This window comes from Aurantimonas marina (assembly GCF_017183135.1).
GTDB classification, from domain to species: Bacteria; Pseudomonadota; Alphaproteobacteria; order Rhizobiales; family Rhizobiaceae; genus Aurantimonas; species Aurantimonas marina.
Map to the genome: position 1 here is coordinate 106,363 of NZ_JADDXW010000012.1, position 22,183 is coordinate 128,545.

A 22,183-nucleotide genomic window follows, 5' to 3' on the forward strand; every position below is an offset into this window, starting at 1 on the left:
ACTCTCATGGCCCCGGTCCAGCTATCATATTATTCCGATATCTTGTGCATCTGGGCCTATGCCGCTCAGCGCCGCCTCGAGGCACTGGTGGAGAAATTCGGCTCCGACCTAACGATCGACGCGCATTTCTGCCCTGTCTTCCCCGACGCCTGGGGAAAAATCGAGACCAACTGGAAGAATCGTGGCGGATTCGAGGGTTTCAATCGCCACATCAACGAGGTGGCGCGAAAGTTTCCCCATATCGAGGTTCACGAGCGCCTGTGGCTCGAAACCCGGCCGCGAAGCTCGGCGAGCGCTCACCTGTTCGTCAAGGCTGTCGAACTGGTCGAAGCCGACGCGAGCGGTGGCGAAGCCGAGCAACTGCCTTACCTCGACCGGCTTTCCACACACGCGAGTTGGGAACTGCGACGCGCTTTCTTCGTGTCGGCGAAGGATATTTCCGACTGGCGGGTCCAGGAGGAAATCGCCGATCGTCTCGGCATCGACTACAGCAATGTCGATCGCAAGATCAGATCCTCCGAAGCGCTAGCGCGGCTTGCCGCCGACGACCAGATGAGCCGCAAACACGGCGCCGAGGGTAGCCCCACCTTCCTCCTCAACGAGGGACGGCAAAAGCTGTTCGGCAATGTCGGTTACCGACTGCTCGAGGCGAATGTTCATGAATTGTTCCACAATGCCGCGGCGGACGAAGCCAGCTGGTGCTGAGGCGTGCCGCGGCGTCGTTCGGGCTGTTCCGCGACCATTCGTGCAGGCGTCATCGCATCGGACATCGGACCAATGTCCTGACCGTCGAGGACATCGAAAACTACGGCCTCGAGAAGACCGCCGAAATCGCTCTCGAACTCGCCTGGAAGGATGCAGGCGCGGTCTATGTCTCTTTCAACGTCGATTCTCTCGATTGCGGCTTCGTGCCCGGCACCGGCTGACCCGAGCCGGGTGGCTTCCTGCCGCGCGCGGCGCTCAAGATCCTCGGCCTCGTCTGCGCCCCGGCATTTGTGGGCCGGAGGTCGTCGAGGTCTCGCCGCCCTATAACACATCCGACATCACTGCGCTAATGGGCGTCTGCGTCGAGGCGCTGGGTTCGATGGTCGCCCATGGCAACATGGGCAACCACAAGGGCATCATCGACAAGCCGGTCACCTATTGATCGCGAGAGGAACAACCGGCCATGCATCGCAGCCACGTCACGATCACTACCACTTCCACCCTTTCGACCCGCAACGGGCGCCCGTGGCCGCAACCACACCGAGGCGACGGCCCAGTGGCAGACGCCGCATGAGCCCGACGCCGCGCATCCGGCTGACGATCATACCCACGAGCCGGATTTCGATCTGGTGGAAAAGGCGTTCACCGACGCCTTTCCGGCCGTCAAGGTCCCGATCAGTTTCCTGCGGCTGACCGGCATCCGGCTCGTTGCCGTGGCCGAGGACGGCGCTACGCTGTCCCTGCTCGGGGTCGCGCAGGAAAACGTCGTCGATATCGGCACATTGGCGCCGCATCTCGGCGGCGAGAGCTTTCGCTATGATCCGCTGCCGGCGGCGATGGTGCCACGGCGCGAGTCCCTCGCCTTCGTCTATTTCGACGGCAAGGCCGTGCGCGGCCTGTCGTTCGAGGAAGCGCGCGCGCTGGTTCCGAAGCTGGACGCAACACGCTGAGGCGATCTGGTATTGCCGTGCCACAGCCCTCCGCACACGCGATCCCGTGACATGAGCGCTGCCCTTTCCATTCTCGTGGTCGCCGCCCCCCCTCCGCCGCCATCATCGAGGAGGGGCTGCGCGAGGCGGGACACAGCCAGGTTGAAGAGGTGACGGAGACGGCCGAAAAAGCATATTGTGCTGGCAGGCAAAGCGTGGTCCCATTTCGAACCGGTTCGAAATGGGGAAAGTCAATGAGCACGACCAACCTGCACCGCGCTGTCGCCGCGGCGCTTGGAAGCCTGATACTGATTGCATCCGCCGGCGCGCAGGCGCGGGACCTGACCGTGGTCTCCTGGGGCGGTAGTTACCAGGACGCCCAGAAGAAAATCTATTTCGAGCCATTCTCGCAGAAGATCGGCAAGCCGGTTCTCGACGAGAGCTGGGATGGCGGCATCGGCGTGATCGCCGCGAAGACGCAGGCGGGCGTGCCCAACTGGGACGTGGTTCAGGTCGAGGCCGAGGAGCTCGAACTCGGCTGTTTCGATGGCATGTACGAGCCGCTCGACTGGGAGGCGCTCGGTGGGCGCGACAAATTCATCGATGCGGCGGTCAGCGACTGCGGCGTCGGGGCGATCGTCTGGTCGACGGCGATCAGCTACGACGCCAGCAAGCTGACGACGGCGCCGACCTCCTGGGCCGATTTCTGGGACGTGGAGAAAATTCCCGGCAAACGTGGCCTGCGACGCGGACCCAAATACTCGCTCGAATTCGCATTGATGGCCGACGGTGTGGCGCCGGCGGAGGTCTATTCAGTTCTCGCCACGCCAGAGGGCGTCGACAGGGCCTTCGCCAAGCTCGACGCGTTGAAGCCGAACATCGTCTGGTGGGAGTCGGGCGCCCAGCCGTTGCAGTTGCTCGCCTCGGGCGAGGTGGCGATGACGACCGCCTATAACGGGCGCATTTCGGGCATCAACAAAGCCGAGGGCACGAACTTCAAGGTCGTGTGGGACGGCAGCATCTACGCAGTCGACAGCTGGGTCATCCTCAAGGATAGCCCCAACGCCGAAGATGCGATGGATTTCATCGCCTTCGCCAGTGCGCCGGAGAACCAGTCGAAGCTGCCCGAATACATCGCTTATGGTTTGCCGAACAAAGCGGCGGCGGCGCAAGTGCCGGCCGAATTGCAGGCCGACCTTCCGACCGCACCGCAGAACATCGAAAATGCCGTCGCGCTCGATCCCGGCTTCTGGACCGACAATGTCGAGGCGCTGACCAAGCGTTTCGACGCCTGGCTCGCACAGTAAGCTGTGGGATGAAATTGCTCCGATCCGGCGCGTTCCGCCGGGTCGGAGCGTTGCGGCTATGCGGGCGCGAAGGGATGCAATGGACGCGTTTATCAGGTTCGAGAACATCTCGAAGGCGTTTGGCGCGCAGACCGTAGTCGACAATCTCGATCTGACGATCCAGCGGGGTGAATTTCTCAGCCTGCTTGGACCGTCGGGCTCGGGCAAGACAACGATCCTGATGATGCTCGCCGGCTTCGTCGCACCGACGCAGGGCAGGATTTGTCTCGACGAACGCGAGATTCAAGGCGTACCCGCGCACAAGCGCGATCTCGGCGTCGTCTTCCAGAGCTATGCGCTGTTTCCGCATATGACCGTATCCGAAAACATCGCCTTTCCCTTGCGCATGCGCGGGGTAGGCAAGGCCGAGATCGGCGAGCGCGTCACGCGTTCGCTCGACATGGTCCAGCTCGGCAAACTCGGCGCCCGGCGGCCTGCGCAACTGTCAGGCGGCCAGCAGCAGCGTGTGGCGCTCGCCCGCGCCATGGTCTATGAGCCGAAGGTGGTGCTGATGGACGAGCCGCTTGGCGCGCTCGACAAGCAACTGCGCGAGCAGATGCAGCTCGAATTGCGGGACCTGCACCGCTCGCTCGGCCTGACCATCGTCTTCGTGACCCACGATCAGTCCGAGGCACTGACGATGTCCGACCGTATCGCGGTCTTCGAGTCGGGCCGCATTGAGCAGATCGGTCCGCCGGAGGAGATATACGACCGTCCGCGAACACGTTTCGTCGCCGAGTTCATCGGCGAGACCAATGTGCTGGAAGGCACGGTGGTGTCGCTGGAGAAGGGCGTCGCGCGGCTGGCAGTCGGGGGTGGACGAACATTCCTCGCGCGGACCGACCGCGATCTTACCTCTGGGCAGCGGCTGCTCGTCTGTGTTCGTCCGGAACGAATCGCCGTCTCGGACGATCCCGGCGCCGCGAACACCATTCCTGTCGAAGTCGCCGATAGCGTGTATCAGGGCGACCACATCCGGTTGCGGCTCGAGGGCGATGGCGTATCGCTGGTCGGACGCAGGGATCGCAGCCGCGCCGACTTTAGAACCGGCGCGCGCGGCTATGCCTCTTTCGCTCCGGACGATTGTGCGTTGGTCGACACGTGAACGCGGCGGAGTTGAGATCGGCCGGCCTTGTCCTGCCGCTCGTGCTGTTTCTCGGTGTGTTCTTCTTCTGGCCGCTGGCCACCATGCTGACGACCGCTGTGAGTGACGATGCCGTCGGCAAGGCGTTTCCGACGGCGGCGGCGGCGCTCTCATCGTGGGACGGCACGGTGCCGCCCGATGCGGCGATCCAGACGGCGGTGGCGAAAGACCTGCGCGTGATCGAGGATCGCAGCGTCCTCGGCGACGCCGTGCGTCGCCTCAACAGTGCGGTGCCAGGCTTTCGTTCGCTGATCACCAAGACCTACCGTACCGTTCGCCAGAATGCCGACGCGCCGGTGGACCTCACCGCGATCGACGTCCAATGGGGCGATCCGGCGGTATGGCGCGGCTTCGCAAGGGCCGTGCCACCCTATACGGATCGCAATCTCCTTGCCGCCGTCGATCTTCAACGGGGCCCCTACGGCGACATCCGCCAAGTCGGCGAGGCGGCTTCGGCCAACCGCGTCATCATGGTGCGAACCTTCGTCATCGCGGCAAGCGTCACCGCGCTATGCGCCGCCATCGGGCTGCCTTACGCCATGCTGATCGCCGCTGCCGGCGGTTGGGTGCGGACCCTCCTCCTCCTCGCGGTGCTGCTGCCGCTCTGGACCTCATTGCTGGTGCGCACCGCGGCCTGGGTGGTGCTCCTGCAGAACAACGGGCTGGTGAATGGATTCCTCCAGACCATCGGTCTGATCGACCATCCGCTGCCGCTGATCTTCAATCGCGCGGGCGTGGTGATCGCCATGACCCATGTGCTTTTGCCGTTCATGGTCCTGCCGATCTACAGCGTGCTGCTGACGATCCCGTCGAACCTGATGCCGGCGGCGGCCACGCTCGGCGCGAACCCGCTTCGGGCGTTCCGGCACGTGCTTTTGCCTCTCGTGCTTCCGGGCCTGATGTCGGGTTCGCTGCTCGTCTTCATGGTGGCGCTCGGTTATTACATCACGCCGGCGCTGGTCGGCGGAGCGGAGGACCAGATGATCTCGTCGGTCATCGCGTTCTATGCGACTGGCACCGCGAACTGGGGAATGGCAGCGGCGCTCGGCATCATCCTGCTTGCGGCGACCCTCGTTCTCTACGCGGTCTATCGCCGCTTTTCCCGCACACCGCCGGGGCTCGGCGTATGACCGGGCGAATCCTGCGCGGAATCTACGGCGCGGCGGTGGTGTTCTTCCTGATCGCGCCGATCCTGGCGATCCTGCCGCTCGCCTTCACCGACAGCATCTTCCTGTCCTATCCGATCAACGGCTTTTCCGGCCGGTGGTTCAGGGAACTCGTCGCCAACGAGACCTGGAGCCGGTCGATCGTCAACAGCCTGATCATCGCGACCAGCGCCACCGTCCTGTCAACCAGCATCGGCACCCTCGCCGCGCTCGGTCTGCGGGGCGACCGGATTCCGCTGGCCGGGATCTTGCGGACCGGCTTCATCCTGCCGATGGTGGTGCCACCTGTCGTTCTCGGCGTCGGGATGCAGATCCTGTTTGTCAAAGTCGGGCTGGCCAGCAGCTATCTCGGCGTCATCGTCGCCCATTCCGTCCTGTGCGTACCCTTCGTCGTGGTCACTGTTTCGGCCTCGCTCGCCGGTATCGACCCGGCGATAGAGTGCGCCGCATCGAGCCTCGGCGCCTCACCGGTGCGGACATTTCGCGAGATCACCTTGCCGCTCGCTCTCCCCGGCGTCGTTTCGGGTGCGGTTTTCGCCTTCGCGACGTCTCTCGACGAAGTGATCCTGACGCTGTTCGTCGCCGGGCCCAATCAGCGCACGCTGGCTCGCCAGATGTTCTCGACGATCCGCGAGAATATCAGCCCCGCCGTTGCCGCGGCCGCCCTGCTGCTCATTGTCGGAACGCTCGTCCTCGCCGTGCTCGGCGCGGTCCTGCAACACAGGCAGGCGCGGCCGGGCACGGGAAAAGAAAGAATATGATGGCGATAGCACAAGCACGTCACGCCTAGGCCGATGCGGTTATGTCGGCGGAGGCGCACAAGCTGTTCGGCAAGCGCGCGCCCTCCACGAAAGCCGCGAAGAAGGTGTGCTACAATGCCGCCATGGCGGCAGATTCGACTCTGCTGATGCTCGTCGTGGTGCCGATGCCTCACCTATGGCGGTCTGCTGGGCCGTTTCGTCTCGCGGTTTATACCGGACGCGCCGGACGAGCATCACGTCGCGGCCCAAGACGACAGGCCGGCGGGGCAATTGACCGAATAGGACGCGGGCGCCGACAGGAAGAGCACTTGACGACGGCTTGAGCCAAGCCACCATCAAACATTGACCACATGAGATATCCCACGGGCAGACACGGCGGCATGGACGTCAGTGAGGTCCAATGACCCTTGCATGCGATGGTGACCGATTCAGGGATTTCGTCGTTGCCCTGGTTTTGCTCTGCCTCGTTCTACATGGCTGGAGGTCGGCGGGACGCAAAGCGACGAGGTTACGATGCGGATCAGGATTGCCAGCTATAACATCCGCAAGGCGATCGGTCGCGATGCAAGACGGGACCCGGAACGTATCCTCGGTCTGGTCGCCTCGTTGGACGCTGACATCGTTGCGTTGCAGGAAGCTGATTATCGCTTCAACCAACGACGGGCGATTTTCGACGCGGCCAAGATACATGAACGCACCGGCCTTCGGCTCGCCGCGCTTGACCACGATGAGCCAGGCCTCGGCTGGCATGGCAATGTTGTGCTGGTTGGCGACCGCATCGACGTGCGGCAGACACGTTGTCTCGAGCTGCCCGGCCTGGAGCCGAGAGGCGCGGTCCTTGCCGATTTGACCGCCGGAGAGCGCCCCCTGCGGATGATTGCCACACATTTGGGCCTGCTCGCCCGGTACCGCTATAGACAGTCGCAAGCGCTGCTCGCCGCAGCTGAACTGGACGTGAAACGTGCGGCGATTATCATGGGTGACTTCAATGGATGGGGACGCACTCCCAACAGCCTGAGCCTGTTTGAGAAAGAGATGTCGTTGACCCCGACCGGGCCCAGCTATCCGTCCCGGCGGCCCTTGACCCCGCTTGACCGCATCTACCACAATGATCATCTCGCTCTCACCGATTGCGCCGTCATCGCCGACAGGCTCGCCCGGATCGCTTCCGACCACCTGCCCATTTGGGCGGAGTTCGAGATCATTGGTGACCGGAACCCTCTCTCCACAGATCAGGCGGCTCTCGGGCCCGAGATGTCGGGGATCGGGGGCGAAGCGACATGATGCAGTGGTTTCTCGCGATCGTCGGCATCCTGTTCGGACTCGGCGGTCTCGTCCTGCTGGGCGAACGGCGATATCGTCACATTCGGCGCGACATCCTGAATCGGGAAGGCGCATGCGCCATCCCTACACGCCCGTCAGCGCTGCGGGACCTGGTCGAGTCGCTCACTCCACACAATGCGCGGGACGCCGGTCACAGCGGCCACGACCTTCTCCCCGACGGACCCAAGGCCCTCTCGGCGCGTCTGTCGCTCATTGAAGCCGCGGCAGCCACGATCGATCTCCAATACTACACCTGGCACAGCGACCTCGCCGGACACCTGATGGCGCGTCATGTCATCGCAGCCGCCGAGCGCGGCGTGCATGTGCGCGTCCTGCTCGATGACCTCCATGCGAGCGGCACACGCGTCCTGGTCAAGACGTTGGCGGCGCACCCGCTGGTGACGGTGCGCATCTACAACGCCTCAATCACACGCCGCGCCTACTTTCTGCACTGGTTGTTCGCCTTCGCACGTCTCAACAGGCGCATGCACAACAAGGCTCTGGTCGTCGACGGTGCGGTCGCGATCACGGGCGGCCGCAACGTCGGCAATGCATATTTCGGTTTGGCGGAACTGATGAACTTCCGCGACTGTGACGTTTTGATCGCAGGCCCTTCAGCCGCCGCCGTCGCGACATCGGTACAGAAGTACTGGGATAGCGAGTTGGCCATGCCGTCCTCCGCGTTCGGCGTGGAAGAACGAGCGCAATCGGCCGTGGTCGACCGGCACATAAAGCTACTTCACGAGGAGATTTCGGACCAGCGCGTGGGCATCGCCGGAGAAACGAATCCTGAAGCCCTTGCCCGGGTCACCGATCTTCCATCGGTTCGGACGGTGCTGGCGGATCTCGTCTGGTGCCCGTCAAGCATTGTGGACGACCATCCGGGAATTGCCGGCCCCGACCATCGTAAGGTCGCAAGGCATATCGCCGACCTGACGGCCGCGGCCGAACAAACGCTCGACATCGAATCCGGCTACCTCATTCCTGGTCGAGATGGCGTGCGCCGTTTCGCTGCGCTCGTGGATCGCGGCGTCAAGGTGCGGGTCACGACCAATTCCTTCGCCACCAACGATGTCCTCGCCGCACAGGCTGGCTACGCGAAATACAGGCATGCCTTGCTCGATGCCGGGGTAGCGATCCACGAACTCAAGCTCAACGCACCGGTGCGCCGGATAGCCTCGCTGCTGCACGGCTCCATCACCGGCAGTCAGGCGCACGAGGACATCGCTGCCAGCTTGCACTCCAAGGTCATGCTGGTTGACAACCGTCTATCCGTGATCGGCTCCTTCAACCTCGACCCTCGCTCCGCACTAGACAACAGCGAGGTCGTTCTTCTGGTGCAAGGGCCCGAATTCGCCAAACGCACCGCCGCATTTCTAGAGGACGGACGATCACCGAACGTCACCTACCGCGTAACCTGCGAAGGACGGCGGCTCTTCTGGCACGACGGCCACACAAATCGCAAGCAAGAACCCGGGATCACGCGCCCGGCGGCCGTCCTGGCCGCCGTGATACGGTACTTGCCGATCGAGCGGCTGCTGTAACCACGCTCAGGGCTCATCTTCCATTGTCATTTTGAGCTTGAACCGATCCAATGATTTTCTCAGGGAATAACAGTTTCTTGAGGCTTTGCGCCCCTCGCTTAAGCTCGGGCTGAGGCTTTTGAGGCAGCCGCTTGAGATGCATGTCGGAGGTTGCCATACAGGAAGCTCGCGTCGGTGTATGGGTGTGAGCTCAAGGCAGAAGCTCCCATGGCCCGAGGCATGAAGCCAACCGTTGTCCGCAAGTCCTGCCCCGTTTGAGTGGACACCCATGATAGGCTTTTGAGCCAAGGCAAGGAGTGTCCGTCAACGACAGAGCCAAACTGTCCAGCCCGTGACCGTTTCAATCAAGCGGCCTGGTGTTTCTCCACGAGGGCGGCCGTCCTGATCACGGCCGCCTCGTCAAAGGCCGCCCCGGCTATCTGGATACCCATCGGCAGCCCCAGCCGGTCCACCCCACACGGCACGCTGATCGCTGGAAGTCCCAGTAGATTCCACGGATAGGTAAAACGCCAAGAAGTCTCCAGAACGCTCTCGCGCTTTCCGCCGAGAACGACATCCTTCTGGCCGATTTTCCAGGCCGTGATCGGCATGGTCGGGCCGGCGACCACGTCCACACGGTCGAAGACACTCTGGAACTTCGCGGCGAGCAGGCTGCGGTAGCGCTCCGCCTGCAGATAGTCGGAGCCGGTGACCAATCGCCCCATCTCGACCAGCAGCCGCACGTCCTCACTGTAATCGTCGGTCCGCCCGGCTGCTAGATGCGGCAGGTGATAGGCTGTCGACGAGGCAAGTTCGATCGCGAAAATGGCGCCCAGCCCATAGGCGAGTTCCGGCACCTCGAACTCCACCACGCGCGCGCCGACCTGCGCCAGCCGATCGATGGTCGCCTCGACGGCGGCTTCCACTTCGGGGTCCAGAGACTCGAAGAAATGATTGCGGCAGACGCCGAGACGTAGCCCTTCCGCGCATTGTCCGGGAATTCCCGCGAGTGCGGTCGGCGGTTCGTTCGCCGAACCGGCATCCTTGGCGTCATAGCCGGAAAGGACATCGGTCAGCAGCGCGGCGTCGTGGACGCTGCGCGTCAGTGGCCCGGCGTGATCGAGCGACCAGCTGTGGGGGACGATCCCCGACCGGCCGATACGGCCGAAGGTCGGTTTGAAACCGACCGTCCCACATAGGCTTGCCGGAATCCGTATCGAGCCGCCGGTATCGGAGCCCAGCGCCGCCATGCAGAACCCCGCCGTCACGGCGATGCCGGAGCCGCCGCTAGAGCCGCCCGGTACACGGTCCAAATCGTAGGGATTGCGCGCGGGGGGCGTCTCCATGCCCCAGGCAAACTCATGCATGCGGGTCTTGCCGATCAGGATGGCGCCGGCCTCGCGCAGCCGCGCCACCGCCGCGCCGTCCTCCTTCGGGAAGGCGATGTCGGCAAAGGTGCCGGCCGTGGTCGGCATATCGGCGGTCAGGTAATTGTCCTTGACCGCGATCGGGATGCCGTGAAGCGGTCCGAGCGCACGACCATCGCGCACCGCCTGTTCGGCCGCGTTCGCCCGTTCGAGCGCATTGTCGGCGACGTGGACGAAGGAGTGGAGCTTGCCGTCGCGCTCCCAGATGCGATCGAGGCATGCGCCGACCAGATCGACGGGCGACAGGGTGGCCTCACGGATCGCCTTGGCGACCTCGGCGATCGGTGCGTTGTGCGCTGCTGTGATCTCCATCAGGCGCCCTCCCCGCGGCGCAGCGGCCGGAAGACGACCGCCGGGTGGGCATCGCCCAGGTCGAGCTCCCGCAGCGCCGCGATCTGTTCGGCTATCGCCGCATAGGCCCTGCGGATCTCCGCCACGCGATCGGCACGGATCAGCGTCTCGGAATCGATCTCGCGCGCTTTGTCCTCCATGGCATCTCTCCTCGTCCGAGTCACGGCTGGCTGCTGCCGCCCCCGCCGGGCCGGTCCGGCGGCGACTTCAGCAGCAGATCCATCACGTCCTGCGGGAAGGCGCTCGGCCGCTCTCGCCGGGGCATGCCCTCGACGAAGGGTGTGAGCTGCAGCTTGGCAATCTCGAAGGTCCGGCGCAGGCGCGCCACCGGATCGGCATCCTCGTCGACGCGCAGATCGATCCTTGCATAGGTCTCGTCGGCAAAGACCAGAAGCCCCGTCGACTGCTTGCCGCGCTTGTCGCCGCCGGCAGCCTGGGCAGCCTCGAGGCAGCGCATCAGGCGTTCGCAGAGCGCCTCGCCGGCCGTCGCCGAAAAGCTCGCTTCCATGGCAGCGATCACCTCGGGACCGGTGAGCATGTTCCCCTGGGTTGCGTAGTCCGTGCCGGTCGCCGATCCGTGGGACGGCGTGCAGGCATCGCCCGTCCAGGAGGCCGAGCGACCGTCGGCGTCGACGACGCCGACCTGCCGCAGATGCGCCTCCGGGTCGGTCGCCATCGCCGATGCGAGGGCGGATTCGGCGCTCCCCCCCGCCGCAAGCGCGTCGAGAATGGCCAGGGCGAGATAGGGGTTGACCCAGGACTGGGTGGTCACCGCCCCGATACCGGGCCGCACATATGGACAAATCGATCCGACCGCCGGCACCGCCGAGGCCACCGCCACGCCCAGTTCGCCGGTCCGCGCGCAGCGGGCCACGATCGAGAAGGTGTTGGCTTCGATGCTCATGGCGGACCTCGCCGGCTAGATGCGCAGATGCTGTTCGAGCGTCGCCAGGGCGCCGGCTTGCGTTACGTCGCCCTGCTCGACGATCTCTCCGATCTTCAGGATCGCGTACCGATCCGCGACCGACAGCGCGAAGGGAAGGTTCTGTTCGACCAGGAGAATTGCGACACCGTCCTTGTCCTTCGTCCGGCGCAGGACCTCCGCCATCTTGGTGACCATTGACGGCTGCAAGCCTTCGGAAATCTCGTCGATCAGCATGAGCTTGGGTCGGGCGACGAGGCTGCGCGACAAAAGCAGCATCTTCTGTTCGCCGCCGCTCAGAGTGCCAGCGCGCTGCCGGAAGCGTCGCGCGATCACCGGGAACGCCGCTTCCACATCGCCCATCCGCTCGTCCAGCAGGCCATCGCGGGCGACGCCGAGACGCAGGTTCTCCTCGACCGTCAGATCCTGGAAGATCGCGTATTCCTGCGGCGTATACGCCAGCGATTGGCGCGCGTTCAGATGGGGCGGCCGATTGGCGATCTCCTGACCTTCCAGCCGAATCGAACCGCTTGTGGCCCGCAGGAATCCCATGATGGTCTTCAGGAGCGTGGACTTTCCCATGCCGTTCTTGCCGAGGATCACCAGGATTTCACCGCTGGCGATCGAGAAGGAGACGTCGCGAATGACAGTCGCGGCACTATAGCCGCTGCTCAGCCCCTCCACCGCCAGCCGCGCCTTGACCGATTCTCTCTTGGCCGATGCGCTCATGACGCGGCCTCGAGATCCTGCCCGGCGTAGACGGCCTTGACGAGGTCGGAGGAGACGACCTCCTCGACGGTTCCGTCGAGCAGCAGTTTGCCCTGGTGCAGCACGACGATTCGGTCAGATATCTCGCGGACGAAGTCGAGGTCGTGCTCGATCAGGAACACGCACAGCCCGTACTCCGCGACCAATCGGGTGAGGACGTGGCCGATGGCCGTGCGTTCCGGCTTGGTCAATCCCGCGGTCGGCTCGTCGAGCAGCAGCACGCGCGGCTCGGTGGCCAGCACCATCGCAAGCTCGAGGCCCCGCTTCATGCCATGCGACAGATATCGGCTCTCCAGCCCGAGCTGCAGGTCGAGTCCGGTCGCCTTCAGAATCTCCAGGGCGGGTTCAGGTAGCGCGACCGTGCCGCTGCGAACGAAGCTCTTGGCACCGTCGATCCGAAACCGGGCGAGACGCAGGCAGTCGCCGACGGTGAGGCTGTCGAAGAGGCTGGTATTCTGGAAGCTACGCCCGACGCCGAGCCCGACGATCTTCTGGGGCGAGTTCCGACCGATCTCATGACCGGCGACGACCACTTGCCCCCCCGTTCTTTCAGTGCCGTTGCTGATGCAGCGCATCAGCGTCGTTTTGCCGGCGCCATTCGGCCCGACGATGCTGAGAAGCTGGCCGGCCCGGCCTTCCACCGTGATGCCGTCGAGCACCGTCAGGCTGCCATAACGGCAGGTCAGGCCATCGATCATAATGGGGGCCACAGCAGGGTCCACCGCATCCGCGCGACGGCCGCTGGTTAAGGCAAGGGTGATGTCCGGGCCGTGCCGGACATCGCCAGCCTTTACATCGCGCATACGGTAGCGGTGCCAACCCGCGGTGGCCAGCGACGCGAAGCCGTTCGGCAGAACGATGATGACGACGACGAAAGCCACGCCGACGATGAATTTCCACAGAAAGGGGAGACTGCCCGAGAGATAGGAGGATGTAACGTCGATGCCGATGGCGCCAAGGACGGGGCCGATCAAGGTGCCGCGTCCGCCGAGTGCCACCCAGATGAGCGACTCTGTGCCGAGCAGGAAGCCGCCGAGTTCGGGTGCGACGACGTTGGTGAACGCGGCGTAGCCGAATCCTGCGATGGCGCCGACGGCACCGCAGGCGACGAAGAGTCCCGTCTTGATGCGCGAGACGGGAATGCCGAGATAGGCGCAGCGATCTTCGTTTTCCCGAATCGCGACGAGGATGCGGCCGTAGTCGCTGCGCACGAACAGCCAGGCGACGGACGCCACCATGATCAGTAGCACGCCGGCGATGACGAACCAGGTGTCGATCGACCAGTAATAGGTCGGAAAGCCCGACAGGCCGCTGCTCGAACCCGTGAAGCGTCCGCCCGCGAAGATGATCTGCACCAGCACGATCGGCAGGGCGAGGGTCATGATCGACGAATAGAGGGGCGAGGCGCCGTGATAGAAGGACAGAAGGCCCACCAGCCAGGCCGTCAGCGCGGCAACGAGGACGCCGATCAACAGTGCCGCGATCGCCCAACCCGGACCGAAGCCCCAATGGGTGAAAACTAGGGCGCAGGCATAGGCGCCGATGCCGAAGAACGCGGACTGCCCGAAGGTGAGAATTCCCGCATAGCCCCAGACGAGATCGACGGTCAGAGCCAGCACGCCGAGGAACAGCGCGCGGATCAGCACATTCGTCATGTAGGTGTCGAGATAGAACGGTGCGGTCAGGATGATGGCCAGGGCGGCGGCCGCGCCGATCGCAGTTCGCCAGACCTGTCGGGACGAGCGCTCGGACGCTTCCGAGGTGATGTCAGCCACGTGAGAGTCCTTGAGGTTTGATGCGCAGGATCACCGCGGCCAGAACGACAATCGTAATACCGCCAATGATCGGGCTGACGAAAGTGCTGACCAGCACCTGCGCCCCACCCAGCAGCAGGGATGCCAGGGCAAGACCCGGGATCGCGACGCCGGACACCAGCACCAGCATGAACGAGTTCACCAGCCAGGGCAGCCCCATGTTCGGATCGACGGACAGCAGCGGGGTAATGAGCGCGCCGGCCGCGCAGGCGAGCGCCGCGCCGAGCCCGAACGTCATCGCGCGAACCCTGACGCTGTCGATGCCGAGCCCCCGGGCCAGATCTTCATTCATGATCACTGCACGGGCGTTCAGGCCGAAGCGGGTCAGGTAGAGAAGCGCGGTCAGGAGCACACCGAGGATCACGGCCGCTCCGACAAGGATCAGCCGCCAGGCGGAATAGGAGGTGGCGAGCAGTTCGGCTGTTCCTGAAATCGGACTGGCGGCGAACTGCACTTCGCGTCCGAAGATGAAGACGATGACCTGCGCGATAACGATGCCCAAGCCCCATGTCGCCAGGATCGCGTCGAGGGGACGGGAATAGAGCGGCCGGACCACGAGCCGTTCGACGACGACGCCAAGCACGAAGCCGACGGCGGCCGCGGCCGGTATCGTCAGCCAGGCGTTATAGCCGGCGTCCGTGACGACGTGGGCGGCATAGCCCCCTACGGTCAGGAAGGCGCCGTGGGCGAAGTTGATCAGTTTCATGACGCCGAGGATGATCATTAGCCCGGCGGCGACGATGAACAGCATCGAGGCGGTCGTCAGGATGTCGAGGAAAAGCGTCGCCATCCGGGCTCCCTTGCAGTTGTTGTCAGGAATGGGTGGGTCGGCGGAGGAGCCGCCGACCACTCGGTTCAAGCCGGAACGGTCAAAGGTTCGGGCACTGCTCGCCCGGATCGACGTTATCGAAGGTCTTGATCACCTCGACACCACCTTCGGCCGTCACCTGGCCCAGATACATCGTCAGCGGCGTGTGATGCTGCTTGCTCATCTGGATGGGGCCGCGGGGACCGGTGTAGGAAACCTCCGGCAGCGCGTCGACGACCGCCTGCGGTTCGGTCGACCCGGCCTTTTCGACAGCGGCCTTATAAAGGTAGATGGCCTCGTACTGGGGCACCGACAGGTCGTTCGGCGTCTTCAGCTCGTCACCGAACTTCGCCTTCATCGCGGCAAGAAATTTCTGGTTCTCGGGACTCTCGATCCCGGTCAGGTAGGACTGGGAGATGAAGATGTCAGTCGCATCGCCGCCCATGTTCTTCGCTGTCCCCTCGTCGACAGCGAGATTGCCGTAGGGAATCGTGACGCCCGCGTTTCGCAATTGCTTGGTCAGCGTCACGTTGGGCGCGCCACCGGCCGTCGAGGTGATGAGCGCGTCCGGATTCTTCGACTTGAGATCGCTGATAATCGCCGTCCAGTCGGACCCGTCCATCGGCAGGTACTCTTCGCCCAGCACCTTGCCGCCGCGTTCCTCGATGTAGGAGCGGGTGAATTCCAGCATGCCGCGGCCGAAATCGTAGTCGCTGCCGATCAGGTAGAACGACTTGGCGTTCAGATTGTCGGCGAAGTGGTCGACGATCGGCTTGACCTGCTGTTCGGGAACCCAGGCGTCGACATACATCCAGGGACTGCAGGAGCGGCCTTCATAGAAGGATGTGTAGATGAACGGCTTGCCGGCGCGGTTGACGATCGGCAGTCCGGCGTTGCGCGCGGCACTGGTCTCCATCGAGATCAGGACGTCAACGTCGCTCTGAAAGACGAGCGAATCGAAGGCGCGCTGGGCACCTTGGGCGCCACTGCCGTCGTCGGCGACGACGAGCTCGACCTGTTGGCCCAATATGCCCCCGGCCGCGTTAATTTCCTCGGCGGCGAGCTCACTCGACTGCACGACCGACGGCGCGACCACGCTGTTGGCGCCGCTAAGGCCGACGGGAATGCCGATCTTCACGGTTTCCTGCGCCGCGGCGCTGTGCACCATGGCTCCAGCGAGAGCCAGACTTCCAGCCCATTGAACAACTCTCATGGCGATTTCCCTGTTTGAGATGGCTCGTATCAGTACCAGTTGGGGCGAGCCGTTGTGCCCAACATTTCCCCGTAGAGATCGGTCCGCCGATCCCGCATGACTTGATTGAAGGAATTCCAGTTGCGCTGCCTGCGAGCCTGCGAGAGGTCGCAGACGGCCGTAATCATCTCGGTTTCGCAATGGCTGGCCGGCCCCGCGATGGGCCATCCGTTGTGATCGACGATGAGGCTTTGCCCGATGAAGGGTTGCCCACGTTCCATCCCAACCCTGTCGCAGGCCGCGACCACCATCGAGTTGCTGTGCGCCGCCCCCATGCACAGGACATTGGCCATGGCGGGCAGCCCGTCGGGCTGCTTCTCCATCGGAACCCAATTGGTCGGGACACAGACGAGATCCGCTCCTTGCAGGGCGAGAAGCCGCCAGGCTTCCGGAAACCACCCGTCGTAGCAAATCAGGACGCCGAGACGACCGAAGGACGTATGGAACACCGGAAAGCCGAGGTCGCCACGCTCGAAATAGAGGGCCTCGGCGTCCCACAGATGATTCTTTCGATAGGTTCCGACGGGACCATCCGGACCGACAACGATGGCGCTGTTGTAGAGCCGCACGCCGTCACGCTCGAGGAAGCCGGCGACGAGGTACACATTCCGCTCCGCCGCCGCTTTTACCCAGGCCGCAATGGAGGGGCCGGTCGCCGCATCTTCCGACAGTTCGAAGGCCTCCTGGCGGGAGGCGAGGACGTATCCGGAATTGCAGAGCTCGGGCAGGACGATGAGGTCCGAGCCAGCATCCGCGGCGCTCGCGATCAGCGACAGGCTGGTCGCCACGTTCCTTTCCAACTCTCCGATCCGCGGCTCGAACTGGGCACACGAAATCTGAAGCGTTGATCCCTTCGTCATGAAAAGCCCCTTCCCAGGAGATCATTCGCATCGACCGTTCAACCGCTACAACTTCTTCGCCACCTCGGCTTGAACCGAGGTCGATCCTGCAGCGCGTTCCCGATCGTATCCGATCGAGCCGCCCATTCAAGTGACTTGAACGAGGAAATGAAGAAAATTTGTGCGCGCTCAATAAACTGGCACACTGCGGCCTTCTTCATCGTTCGCGCTTCCCGATAGGCGCACCGGGAGCACATTTTTCGACCTATTGGCGGCAGAGCAGTGAGCGCCCGCTCCGTTCAGAATGTCGGGGGCGTGTTAACCCAGAGAATGCGGGCCACTTCCGCGCCATCATTCCGATATTCGTGTGCCTTCTCGGATCGGAATGCGAAGGAGTCGCCGACGCCCAGCCGATATTCGACACGCTCCACGACCAGCGTGATCGTCCCTTCGAGGACAAAGCCCATTTCCTCACCGACATGACTGAAGGCGCCATCGGTCGAGCCGCCCGGGTTCACGATATGGATGTTGGCTTCCAATAGGTGTTGCCGTGCGATGGGGGGCAATCGCTCCAGCATTATCCCGACGCCGCTGCGGGATCGGCCCAGTCCGATCAAAGGGCGTTCGCCGGCCCTGTGCACGACGGTGTCCGCATCCTCTGCGGCCTGAAAAAGGAAGGCAATATTGATCCCGAGGGCATCGACCAGCTTTCTCAGCATGGTCAGCGTCGGGTTGACCTTCCCTGTCTCAACCTTGGATAGCATGCTCTCGGAGCACCCAACCTTCTGGGCGAGTTGTTTAAGCGAGAGGTTGTGCAGCATTCGCATGTGACGCAACTTCAGGCCAAGATTGTGGGGAAGCGGGTCATCCTTACCACTCATACGAAGTCGCCCCCGGTCCGTTGTATCCTCCCTCATGCCGCTTACGGCGGGGATCTGTACGCCTTTCATAAATCGATCGGCGGAAGAAGTGGAACCCGCATCCATCCATAAAAATCCGGCTTGCTATCTTCCTGGAATCGGTTTCACTCACAGATAAAGATGGCCGCGATACTTCTTTCCAATTCAGGGCGCGCTTCTGTTTCCTGGCAGTCTGATGCTGCGCAACAGCCGTATTGGTATCGACGAGGACAAGGGCCTACGCCCGTCATTCGTTAATATGTGCGTCTGGACGCGTCAGCTTCGCTTGCAAATCGGCAGAGTCCCGACGAACTGGATGGACTTGCCTGGAAAAAGTGAAGAACTCATCTGAAGGAAAGAGGCGCAAATGATGGGCAACGGGCCGCGCCGGTTCGGGAAGGAAGTCGCGGCGGGAGCACTGGCAACCGCGACGAGCGGGTAGCTGTCGTCGATCAGCCGAACGGTTCAGGAATCGACGATGGGTCAGGCGGCGCCCAGGCATTCACGGCGGTCGATCACCAGCGCCTGACCGGTCATGTAGGATGAACGGTCGGAGGCGAGGAAAAGGATCGCTTCCGCGATTTCCTCGGCCTGGCCAAAACGCCCCATCGGGATGTTGCGGCTGACATGATCCTCCATCGCCACCCGCCCGCCCATCTGGCGTTCGGATCCGGCATTGAACGGTGTATCGACCCATCCGGGACACAACGCATTGAACCGGATGTTGTGACGGGCGTAATCGCGCGCCATCTGCCGGGTCATCGCGACGACCGCATGTTTGGAGGTGGCATAAGCGATCATGCCGGCATAATGGATCACGCCGGAGTTTGACGACGTGATGATGATTGATCCGCCGCCCCGCGCCCTCATGTGTGACACCGCCGCGCGCGCCGCTACAAAATGCGCGCGTACATTCAAACGCCAGGACATGTCCATACCGTCGGCGTCCACTTCCTCGAGATTGCCCTCGACCTGGACGCCCGCATGGGAATGGAGAATATCGAGTTGCCCGCGCTCGGCAATAGTTTGCGCGCGACGGCGCCGCCGAGCGCGGCATCATCCGTGACGTCGAGAGCTACCGCGTCCGCGCTGCCGCCCGCGTCGCGGATCAGCGCCACGGTCTCTCGGGCGCGTTCCTCGCAGAGGTCGCTGACGACGACAAAGGCGCCCTCGCGGGCAAGGATCTGCGCACCCGCGCGCCCGATCCCCGATCCTGCCCCGGTCACGAATGCGACCCTGTTCTCAAGGATCATCCGGCAGCTCTCCTCTTTTCAATTTCGGTCAAGTTGTCGCTTGTTTCCGATTTGCCCCGCGCCGGAGCAGAATCTGGACTCAAGGAACTCGCCCCTGATCGCTTTTATCAAAGCGAGTATTTTCGCTCATACTATGTGCAGACGGGGCTTTCCGAGGAAATCGGCTTCTTCGTACACCTTCCCGACTCCGTCAGGATCGTCGTCTCCCTGATGCGGGCAAAACAGTCCGCTGTTTTCGGCGCCAAGGAGATGCGGGCCTTGAAGGCGACCGAACCCATCATCCTGGCCACCGTCGCACGCCATTGGCGCGACCTCGGTCAACGATTCTTGGAAGAGCCCCAAGCCGGCGAAGCCAGCGACATTCAGACCCAGATCGAGAATGCCTTTCAGACCTTTGGGAAAAGTGTCCTGACGCCGCGCGAACGCGAGGTTCGTCGAATTCACCTTGAAGGGTCATTTCGCCGACGCTGTTGGCCGGATACTGGAGATTTCCGCCGGGACTGTGCGCATCCACCGGCGCAACATTTACGCAAAACTTCGGATCAACTCCCAGGGGAGTTGTTGTCCGGATTCATCCGCGCATTGATCAGTGGCCCGTCAGGACGTTAGCCAGTCCAGCGCGGGCGTCATGTTTCTCGAATGTCCCGTTAACGCATCCGGTCGGACCGTTAAGGGGGTGGCTCTCCCGTCGGTCCCGGCCGAACCGCTTACCTCGCGCTCGCGGCGGGCGGAGGGCTTCGCGAGTGTGCCACTGACGTGCGGTAATGGCAGGAGGCTGACGAGCTCGCACCGCTCGCCGAGGGACATTACAGGCCTCGAATTCGCCAACGGAATTACGCCGAGGAAGTCGCCGGTCGATAGCCTACTTCGTCAAGGGATCCAGCAGGAAGGACGTCGCCAAAGCCGGAGACGTCCACGTATCTCATCCGACCAGATGCGAATGTTCATCCGCGATGAAATGCGATCGCCGGCCGCTTGACAAGATATCGCAAACCCGTCAGCTTAATTCCTGTGCGCAGAGCAGCGTTGCTCAAAAAGGCGCCGAACCCTGATTTTTTCACGAGATTTGGCAATGTCGCCTGGCAGCACAAAGTGCTGGTGGGCCTTTGTTGCGTTGAGGGCATTCGTATTGTGATCGTCCGACATTCCATCGGCATCCTCTTTTCCGCTACCGGCTCCTACGGCACGGTCGGACGGACGATGTTGAACGGGTCGCTGATGGCCTGCTCGCAGGTCAGTGACGACCCTTATTCGCCAGTACTACTGGACCCCCTCGTGATCGATCCCTGTTGCGAGCTTTCGGCCTACGCGACAGGAGTTGAAACGATGTTCGATCGAGGCATCCGCCACGTGGTCGGCTGCTACACATCCTCCAGCCGCAAGGAAGTCATTCCGATCTTCGAGAAGCGCGACGCGCTACTTTGGTATCCCACACATTACGAAGGCTTCGAAAGCTCGGCCAATGTCGTGTATACCGGTACCGCGCCGAACCACCATCTGTCCCCGCTGGTTGACTACGTGGTGTCGCGCTTCGGGAGCCGCGCGTTCTGTGTCGGGTCGAACTATATCTGGGGCTGGGAAAGCAATCGGGTTCTGCGCGAAGACATCACGCAGCGTGGCGGCACGGTTCTAGCAGAGCGGTATCTTGCGCTCGGAGACACCGACTTCTGCTCCATCATCGACGCCATCCTCGATGTCGAGCCGGACTTTATCTTCAACGCCCTGGTCGGTCGTTCCGCCTACGCGTTCTTCCGGCAGTTTCGGGCGGCCTGCACGGCTCGCGGGATTGACCAGAAAAGCCGCTACCCGATCGCCAGCTGCAACCTTTCCGAGCCAGAACTCTCGGAGATCGGTCCCGATGCCGTTGACGGTCATTTGAGCTCTAGCGTGTATTTTTCCTCGATCGATACGTCGACAAATCGTGCCTTCGTCGCGGGATACAACCGCATGTTTCCCGAGGGCCCAGCCGTTTCGGCTGAAGCAGAAGCGGCCTATATCGCGACAAAGTTTCTTGCTGCGGCGCTAGTCGAAGCCGGCACGGACGAACTTCAAAGTGTAAAAGCGGCCGTCCGAAACAAGGCGTTCGACGCCCCGCAGGGGCGCGTTACGATCGACCCCGAAACGATGCACGCATACCTGACGCCTCGCATTGGCCGATCCCGGCGAGACGGGCAGTTCGACATCCTCGTCGAGGCGGAGCAGCCGGTTCGCCCGGATCCCTATCTCGTGAGAGCGTCACCGTCGCTTGAGGCGGTTGCACTCCGCCCGAACCTGAGGGTCGTCTGATGGCAGCTCGGCGTCTCGTCCAGAATTTCAGCTACAGACGGGCTCTCGTCGTCAGCAATGATGGGCGGGTCCGCGAGACTCTGGGCTCCACTCTCGGGCGGCTCGGTTTGACCGTCGACATGCGGGCTGGGGGCCATGAGGCTGTCGACTTGTCGAGCGAGCCACTGAATTGGAGCGATGACGTCGTCTTCGTTGATGCCGACCTGCCGCTGGCGCCGCATCTCCCTTTGAGCACTTTGGGGGAAATGCCGCTGGCGCCGGTAATCGGCCTCGTTGGCGTCGAGGCGCCCAGCCGTTTGAAAGCCCTGATCCAGGTCGGAGCGACAGCATTCCTCTCCAAGCCTGTTTACGCCGGCTCGGTCTTTTCGACACTCTATCTGGCGGTCAATGAATATGCCCGCAAGGCCGAACTCTGCAATGCCATCGAGGCACATGAGGGGCGCCGACGCCAACGCCGCTTCATCATTAAGGCGGTCGTGCAGCTGATGTCCGAGCAAAAGCTCGACGACGATGCGGCATTTGCCTTGTTGCGCAAGCGGAGCATGCAGACGCGTCTCAGCATCGAAGCCTATTGCCAATACGTCGTCCAACGAAGTGCGACGGTCCCCAAGTGCGGAACCGAGGGGCCACTGACACATCGGTCCGCGGAATAAACCCCGAAACGGAG

Annotated in this window: 20 protein-coding genes and 2 pseudogenes; 12 read left to right on the plus strand and 10 right to left on the minus strand. The window is 63.1% G+C overall.

The features are described from left to right. Positions 1 to 6 precede the first annotated feature (6 nt). The 9 genes and pseudogenes from ING15_RS14210 (at position 7) to ING15_RS14250 (ending at position 8,918) form a co-directional block, all read left to right on the plus strand. On the plus strand, positions 7 to 705 hold the full coding sequence (locus ING15_RS14210) for a DsbA family oxidoreductase (RefSeq protein ID WP_206455489.1): 699 nt from the start codon (positions 7 to 9) through the stop codon (positions 703 to 705). Between the two features lie 68 nt (positions 706 to 773). Beyond that, a pseudogene (locus tag ING15_RS14215) lies at positions 774 to 1,147 on the plus strand (arginase family protein); the annotation flags it as partial. Between the two features lie 187 nt (positions 1,148 to 1,334). Further along, positions 1,335 to 1,655, plus strand: a complete 321-nt coding sequence (locus ING15_RS14220) for a hypothetical protein (RefSeq protein WP_206455490.1) — start codon at positions 1,335 to 1,337, stop codon at positions 1,653 to 1,655. Positions 1,656 to 1,888: 233 nt separating this feature from the next. After that, the gene (locus ING15_RS14225; protein WP_206455491.1) at positions 1,889 to 2,941 is read left to right on the plus strand and encodes an ABC transporter substrate-binding protein; all 1,053 of its coding nucleotides are present in this window, start codon (positions 1,889 to 1,891) and stop codon (positions 2,939 to 2,941) included. A gap of 79 nt (positions 2,942 to 3,020) precedes the next feature. Further along, complete coding sequence (locus tag ING15_RS14230; RefSeq protein ID WP_206455492.1) at positions 3,021 to 4,085, plus strand: ABC transporter ATP-binding protein; 1,065 nt, start codon at positions 3,021 to 3,023, stop codon at positions 4,083 to 4,085. Between the two features lie 11 nt (positions 4,086 to 4,096). Further along, positions 4,097 to 5,254, plus strand: a complete 1,158-nt coding sequence (locus tag ING15_RS14235) for an ABC transporter permease (protein ID WP_232845771.1) — start codon at positions 4,097 to 4,099, stop codon at positions 5,252 to 5,254. After that, the gene (locus ING15_RS14240; RefSeq protein WP_206455493.1) at positions 5,251 to 6,051 is read left to right on the plus strand and encodes an ABC transporter permease; all 801 of its coding nucleotides are present in this window, start codon (positions 5,251 to 5,253) and stop codon (positions 6,049 to 6,051) included. The genes ING15_RS14235 and ING15_RS14240 overlap by 4 nt, the downstream gene beginning before the upstream one ends. 513 nt (positions 6,052 to 6,564) lie before the next feature. Next, positions 6,565 to 7,335 carry an endonuclease/exonuclease/phosphatase family protein gene (locus ING15_RS14245; protein ID WP_206455494.1) on the plus strand — a complete coding sequence of 257 codons (771 nt, stop codon included), beginning with the start codon at positions 6,565 to 6,567 and terminating at the stop codon, positions 7,333 to 7,335. Next, positions 7,332 to 8,918: a phospholipase D family protein gene (locus ING15_RS14250; protein ID WP_206455495.1), complete on the plus strand. Its 1,587-nt coding sequence runs from the start codon at positions 7,332 to 7,334 to the stop codon at positions 8,916 to 8,918. Before ING15_RS14245 ends, ING15_RS14250 begins: the two co-directional genes overlap by 4 nt. A gap of 344 nt (positions 8,919 to 9,262) precedes the next feature. Here ING15_RS14250 and ING15_RS14255 read toward each other — a convergent pair whose 3' ends face one another. The 10 genes and pseudogenes from ING15_RS14255 to ING15_RS14300 all read right to left on the minus strand — a co-directional run bounded on the left by ING15_RS14255 (position 9,263) and on the right by ING15_RS14300 (position 19,230). Then, positions 9,263 to 10,636, minus strand: coding sequence for an amidase (locus tag ING15_RS14255; RefSeq protein WP_206455496.1), 1,374 nt, complete (start codon positions 10,634 to 10,636; stop codon positions 9,263 to 9,265). Continuing rightward, positions 10,636 to 10,815, minus strand: a complete 180-nt coding sequence (locus ING15_RS14260; RefSeq protein ID WP_206455497.1) for a hypothetical protein — start codon at positions 10,813 to 10,815, stop codon at positions 10,636 to 10,638. The genes ING15_RS14255 and ING15_RS14260 overlap by 1 nt, the downstream gene beginning before the upstream one ends. 20 nt (positions 10,816 to 10,835) lie before the next feature. After that, a complete protein-coding gene (locus ING15_RS14265) occupies positions 10,836 to 11,579 on the minus strand; it encodes a DUF1028 domain-containing protein (protein ID WP_206455498.1) in 744 nt (247 codons plus the stop codon). Between the two features lie 15 nt (positions 11,580 to 11,594). Continuing rightward, positions 11,595 to 12,326, minus strand: a complete 732-nt coding sequence (locus ING15_RS14270; RefSeq protein ID WP_206455499.1) for an ABC transporter ATP-binding protein — start codon at positions 12,324 to 12,326, stop codon at positions 11,595 to 11,597. Beyond that, positions 12,323 to 14,020: a branched-chain amino acid ABC transporter ATP-binding protein/permease gene (locus ING15_RS14275; RefSeq protein WP_210348902.1), complete on the minus strand. Its 1,698-nt coding sequence runs from the start codon at positions 14,018 to 14,020 to the stop codon at positions 12,323 to 12,325. Before ING15_RS14275 ends, ING15_RS14270 begins: the two co-directional genes overlap by 4 nt. Positions 14,021 to 14,132: 112 nt before the next feature. Beyond that, positions 14,133 to 14,969 (minus strand): branched-chain amino acid ABC transporter permease, encoded by an 837-nt coding sequence (locus ING15_RS14280; RefSeq protein ID WP_206455500.1) that lies wholly within the window; start codon positions 14,967 to 14,969, stop codon positions 14,133 to 14,135. A 79-nt stretch (positions 14,970 to 15,048) separates the two neighbouring features. Beyond that, positions 15,049 to 16,200, minus strand: coding sequence for a substrate-binding protein (locus ING15_RS14285; protein ID WP_206455501.1), 1,152 nt, complete (start codon positions 16,198 to 16,200; stop codon positions 15,049 to 15,051). A gap of 29 nt (positions 16,201 to 16,229) precedes the next feature. Beyond that, positions 16,230 to 17,099 carry a nitrilase family protein gene (locus tag ING15_RS14290; protein WP_206455502.1) on the minus strand — a complete coding sequence of 290 codons (870 nt, stop codon included), beginning with the start codon at positions 17,097 to 17,099 and terminating at the stop codon, positions 16,230 to 16,232. A 278-nt stretch (positions 17,100 to 17,377) separates the two neighbouring features. After that, positions 17,378 to 18,064, minus strand: a complete 687-nt coding sequence (locus ING15_RS14295; protein ID WP_232845772.1) for a cupin domain-containing protein — start codon at positions 18,062 to 18,064, stop codon at positions 17,378 to 17,380. Between the two features lie 396 nt (positions 18,065 to 18,460). After that, a pseudogene (locus tag ING15_RS14300) lies at positions 18,461 to 19,230 on the minus strand (SDR family NAD(P)-dependent oxidoreductase). 33 nt (positions 19,231 to 19,263) lie between these two features. On the opposite strand from ING15_RS14300, the gene ING15_RS20030 reads away from it, so the two are divergent. The 3 genes from ING15_RS20030 to ING15_RS14320 all read left to right on the plus strand — a co-directional run bounded on the left by ING15_RS20030 (position 19,264) and on the right by ING15_RS14320 (position 22,169). Further along, positions 19,264 to 19,839, plus strand: a complete 576-nt coding sequence (locus ING15_RS20030; RefSeq protein WP_232845773.1) for a hypothetical protein — start codon at positions 19,264 to 19,266, stop codon at positions 19,837 to 19,839. Positions 19,840 to 20,361: 522 nt separating this feature from the next. Further along, the gene (locus tag ING15_RS14315) at positions 20,362 to 21,516 is read left to right on the plus strand and encodes a transporter substrate-binding domain-containing protein (protein WP_408628699.1); all 1,155 of its coding nucleotides are present in this window, start codon (positions 20,362 to 20,364) and stop codon (positions 21,514 to 21,516) included. After that, a complete protein-coding gene (locus tag ING15_RS14320) occupies positions 21,516 to 22,169 on the plus strand; it encodes an ANTAR domain-containing response regulator (RefSeq protein ID WP_206455505.1) in 654 nt (217 codons plus the stop codon). Before ING15_RS14315 ends, ING15_RS14320 begins: the two co-directional genes overlap by 1 nt. The last annotated feature ends 14 nt before the right edge of the window (positions 22,170 to 22,183 follow it).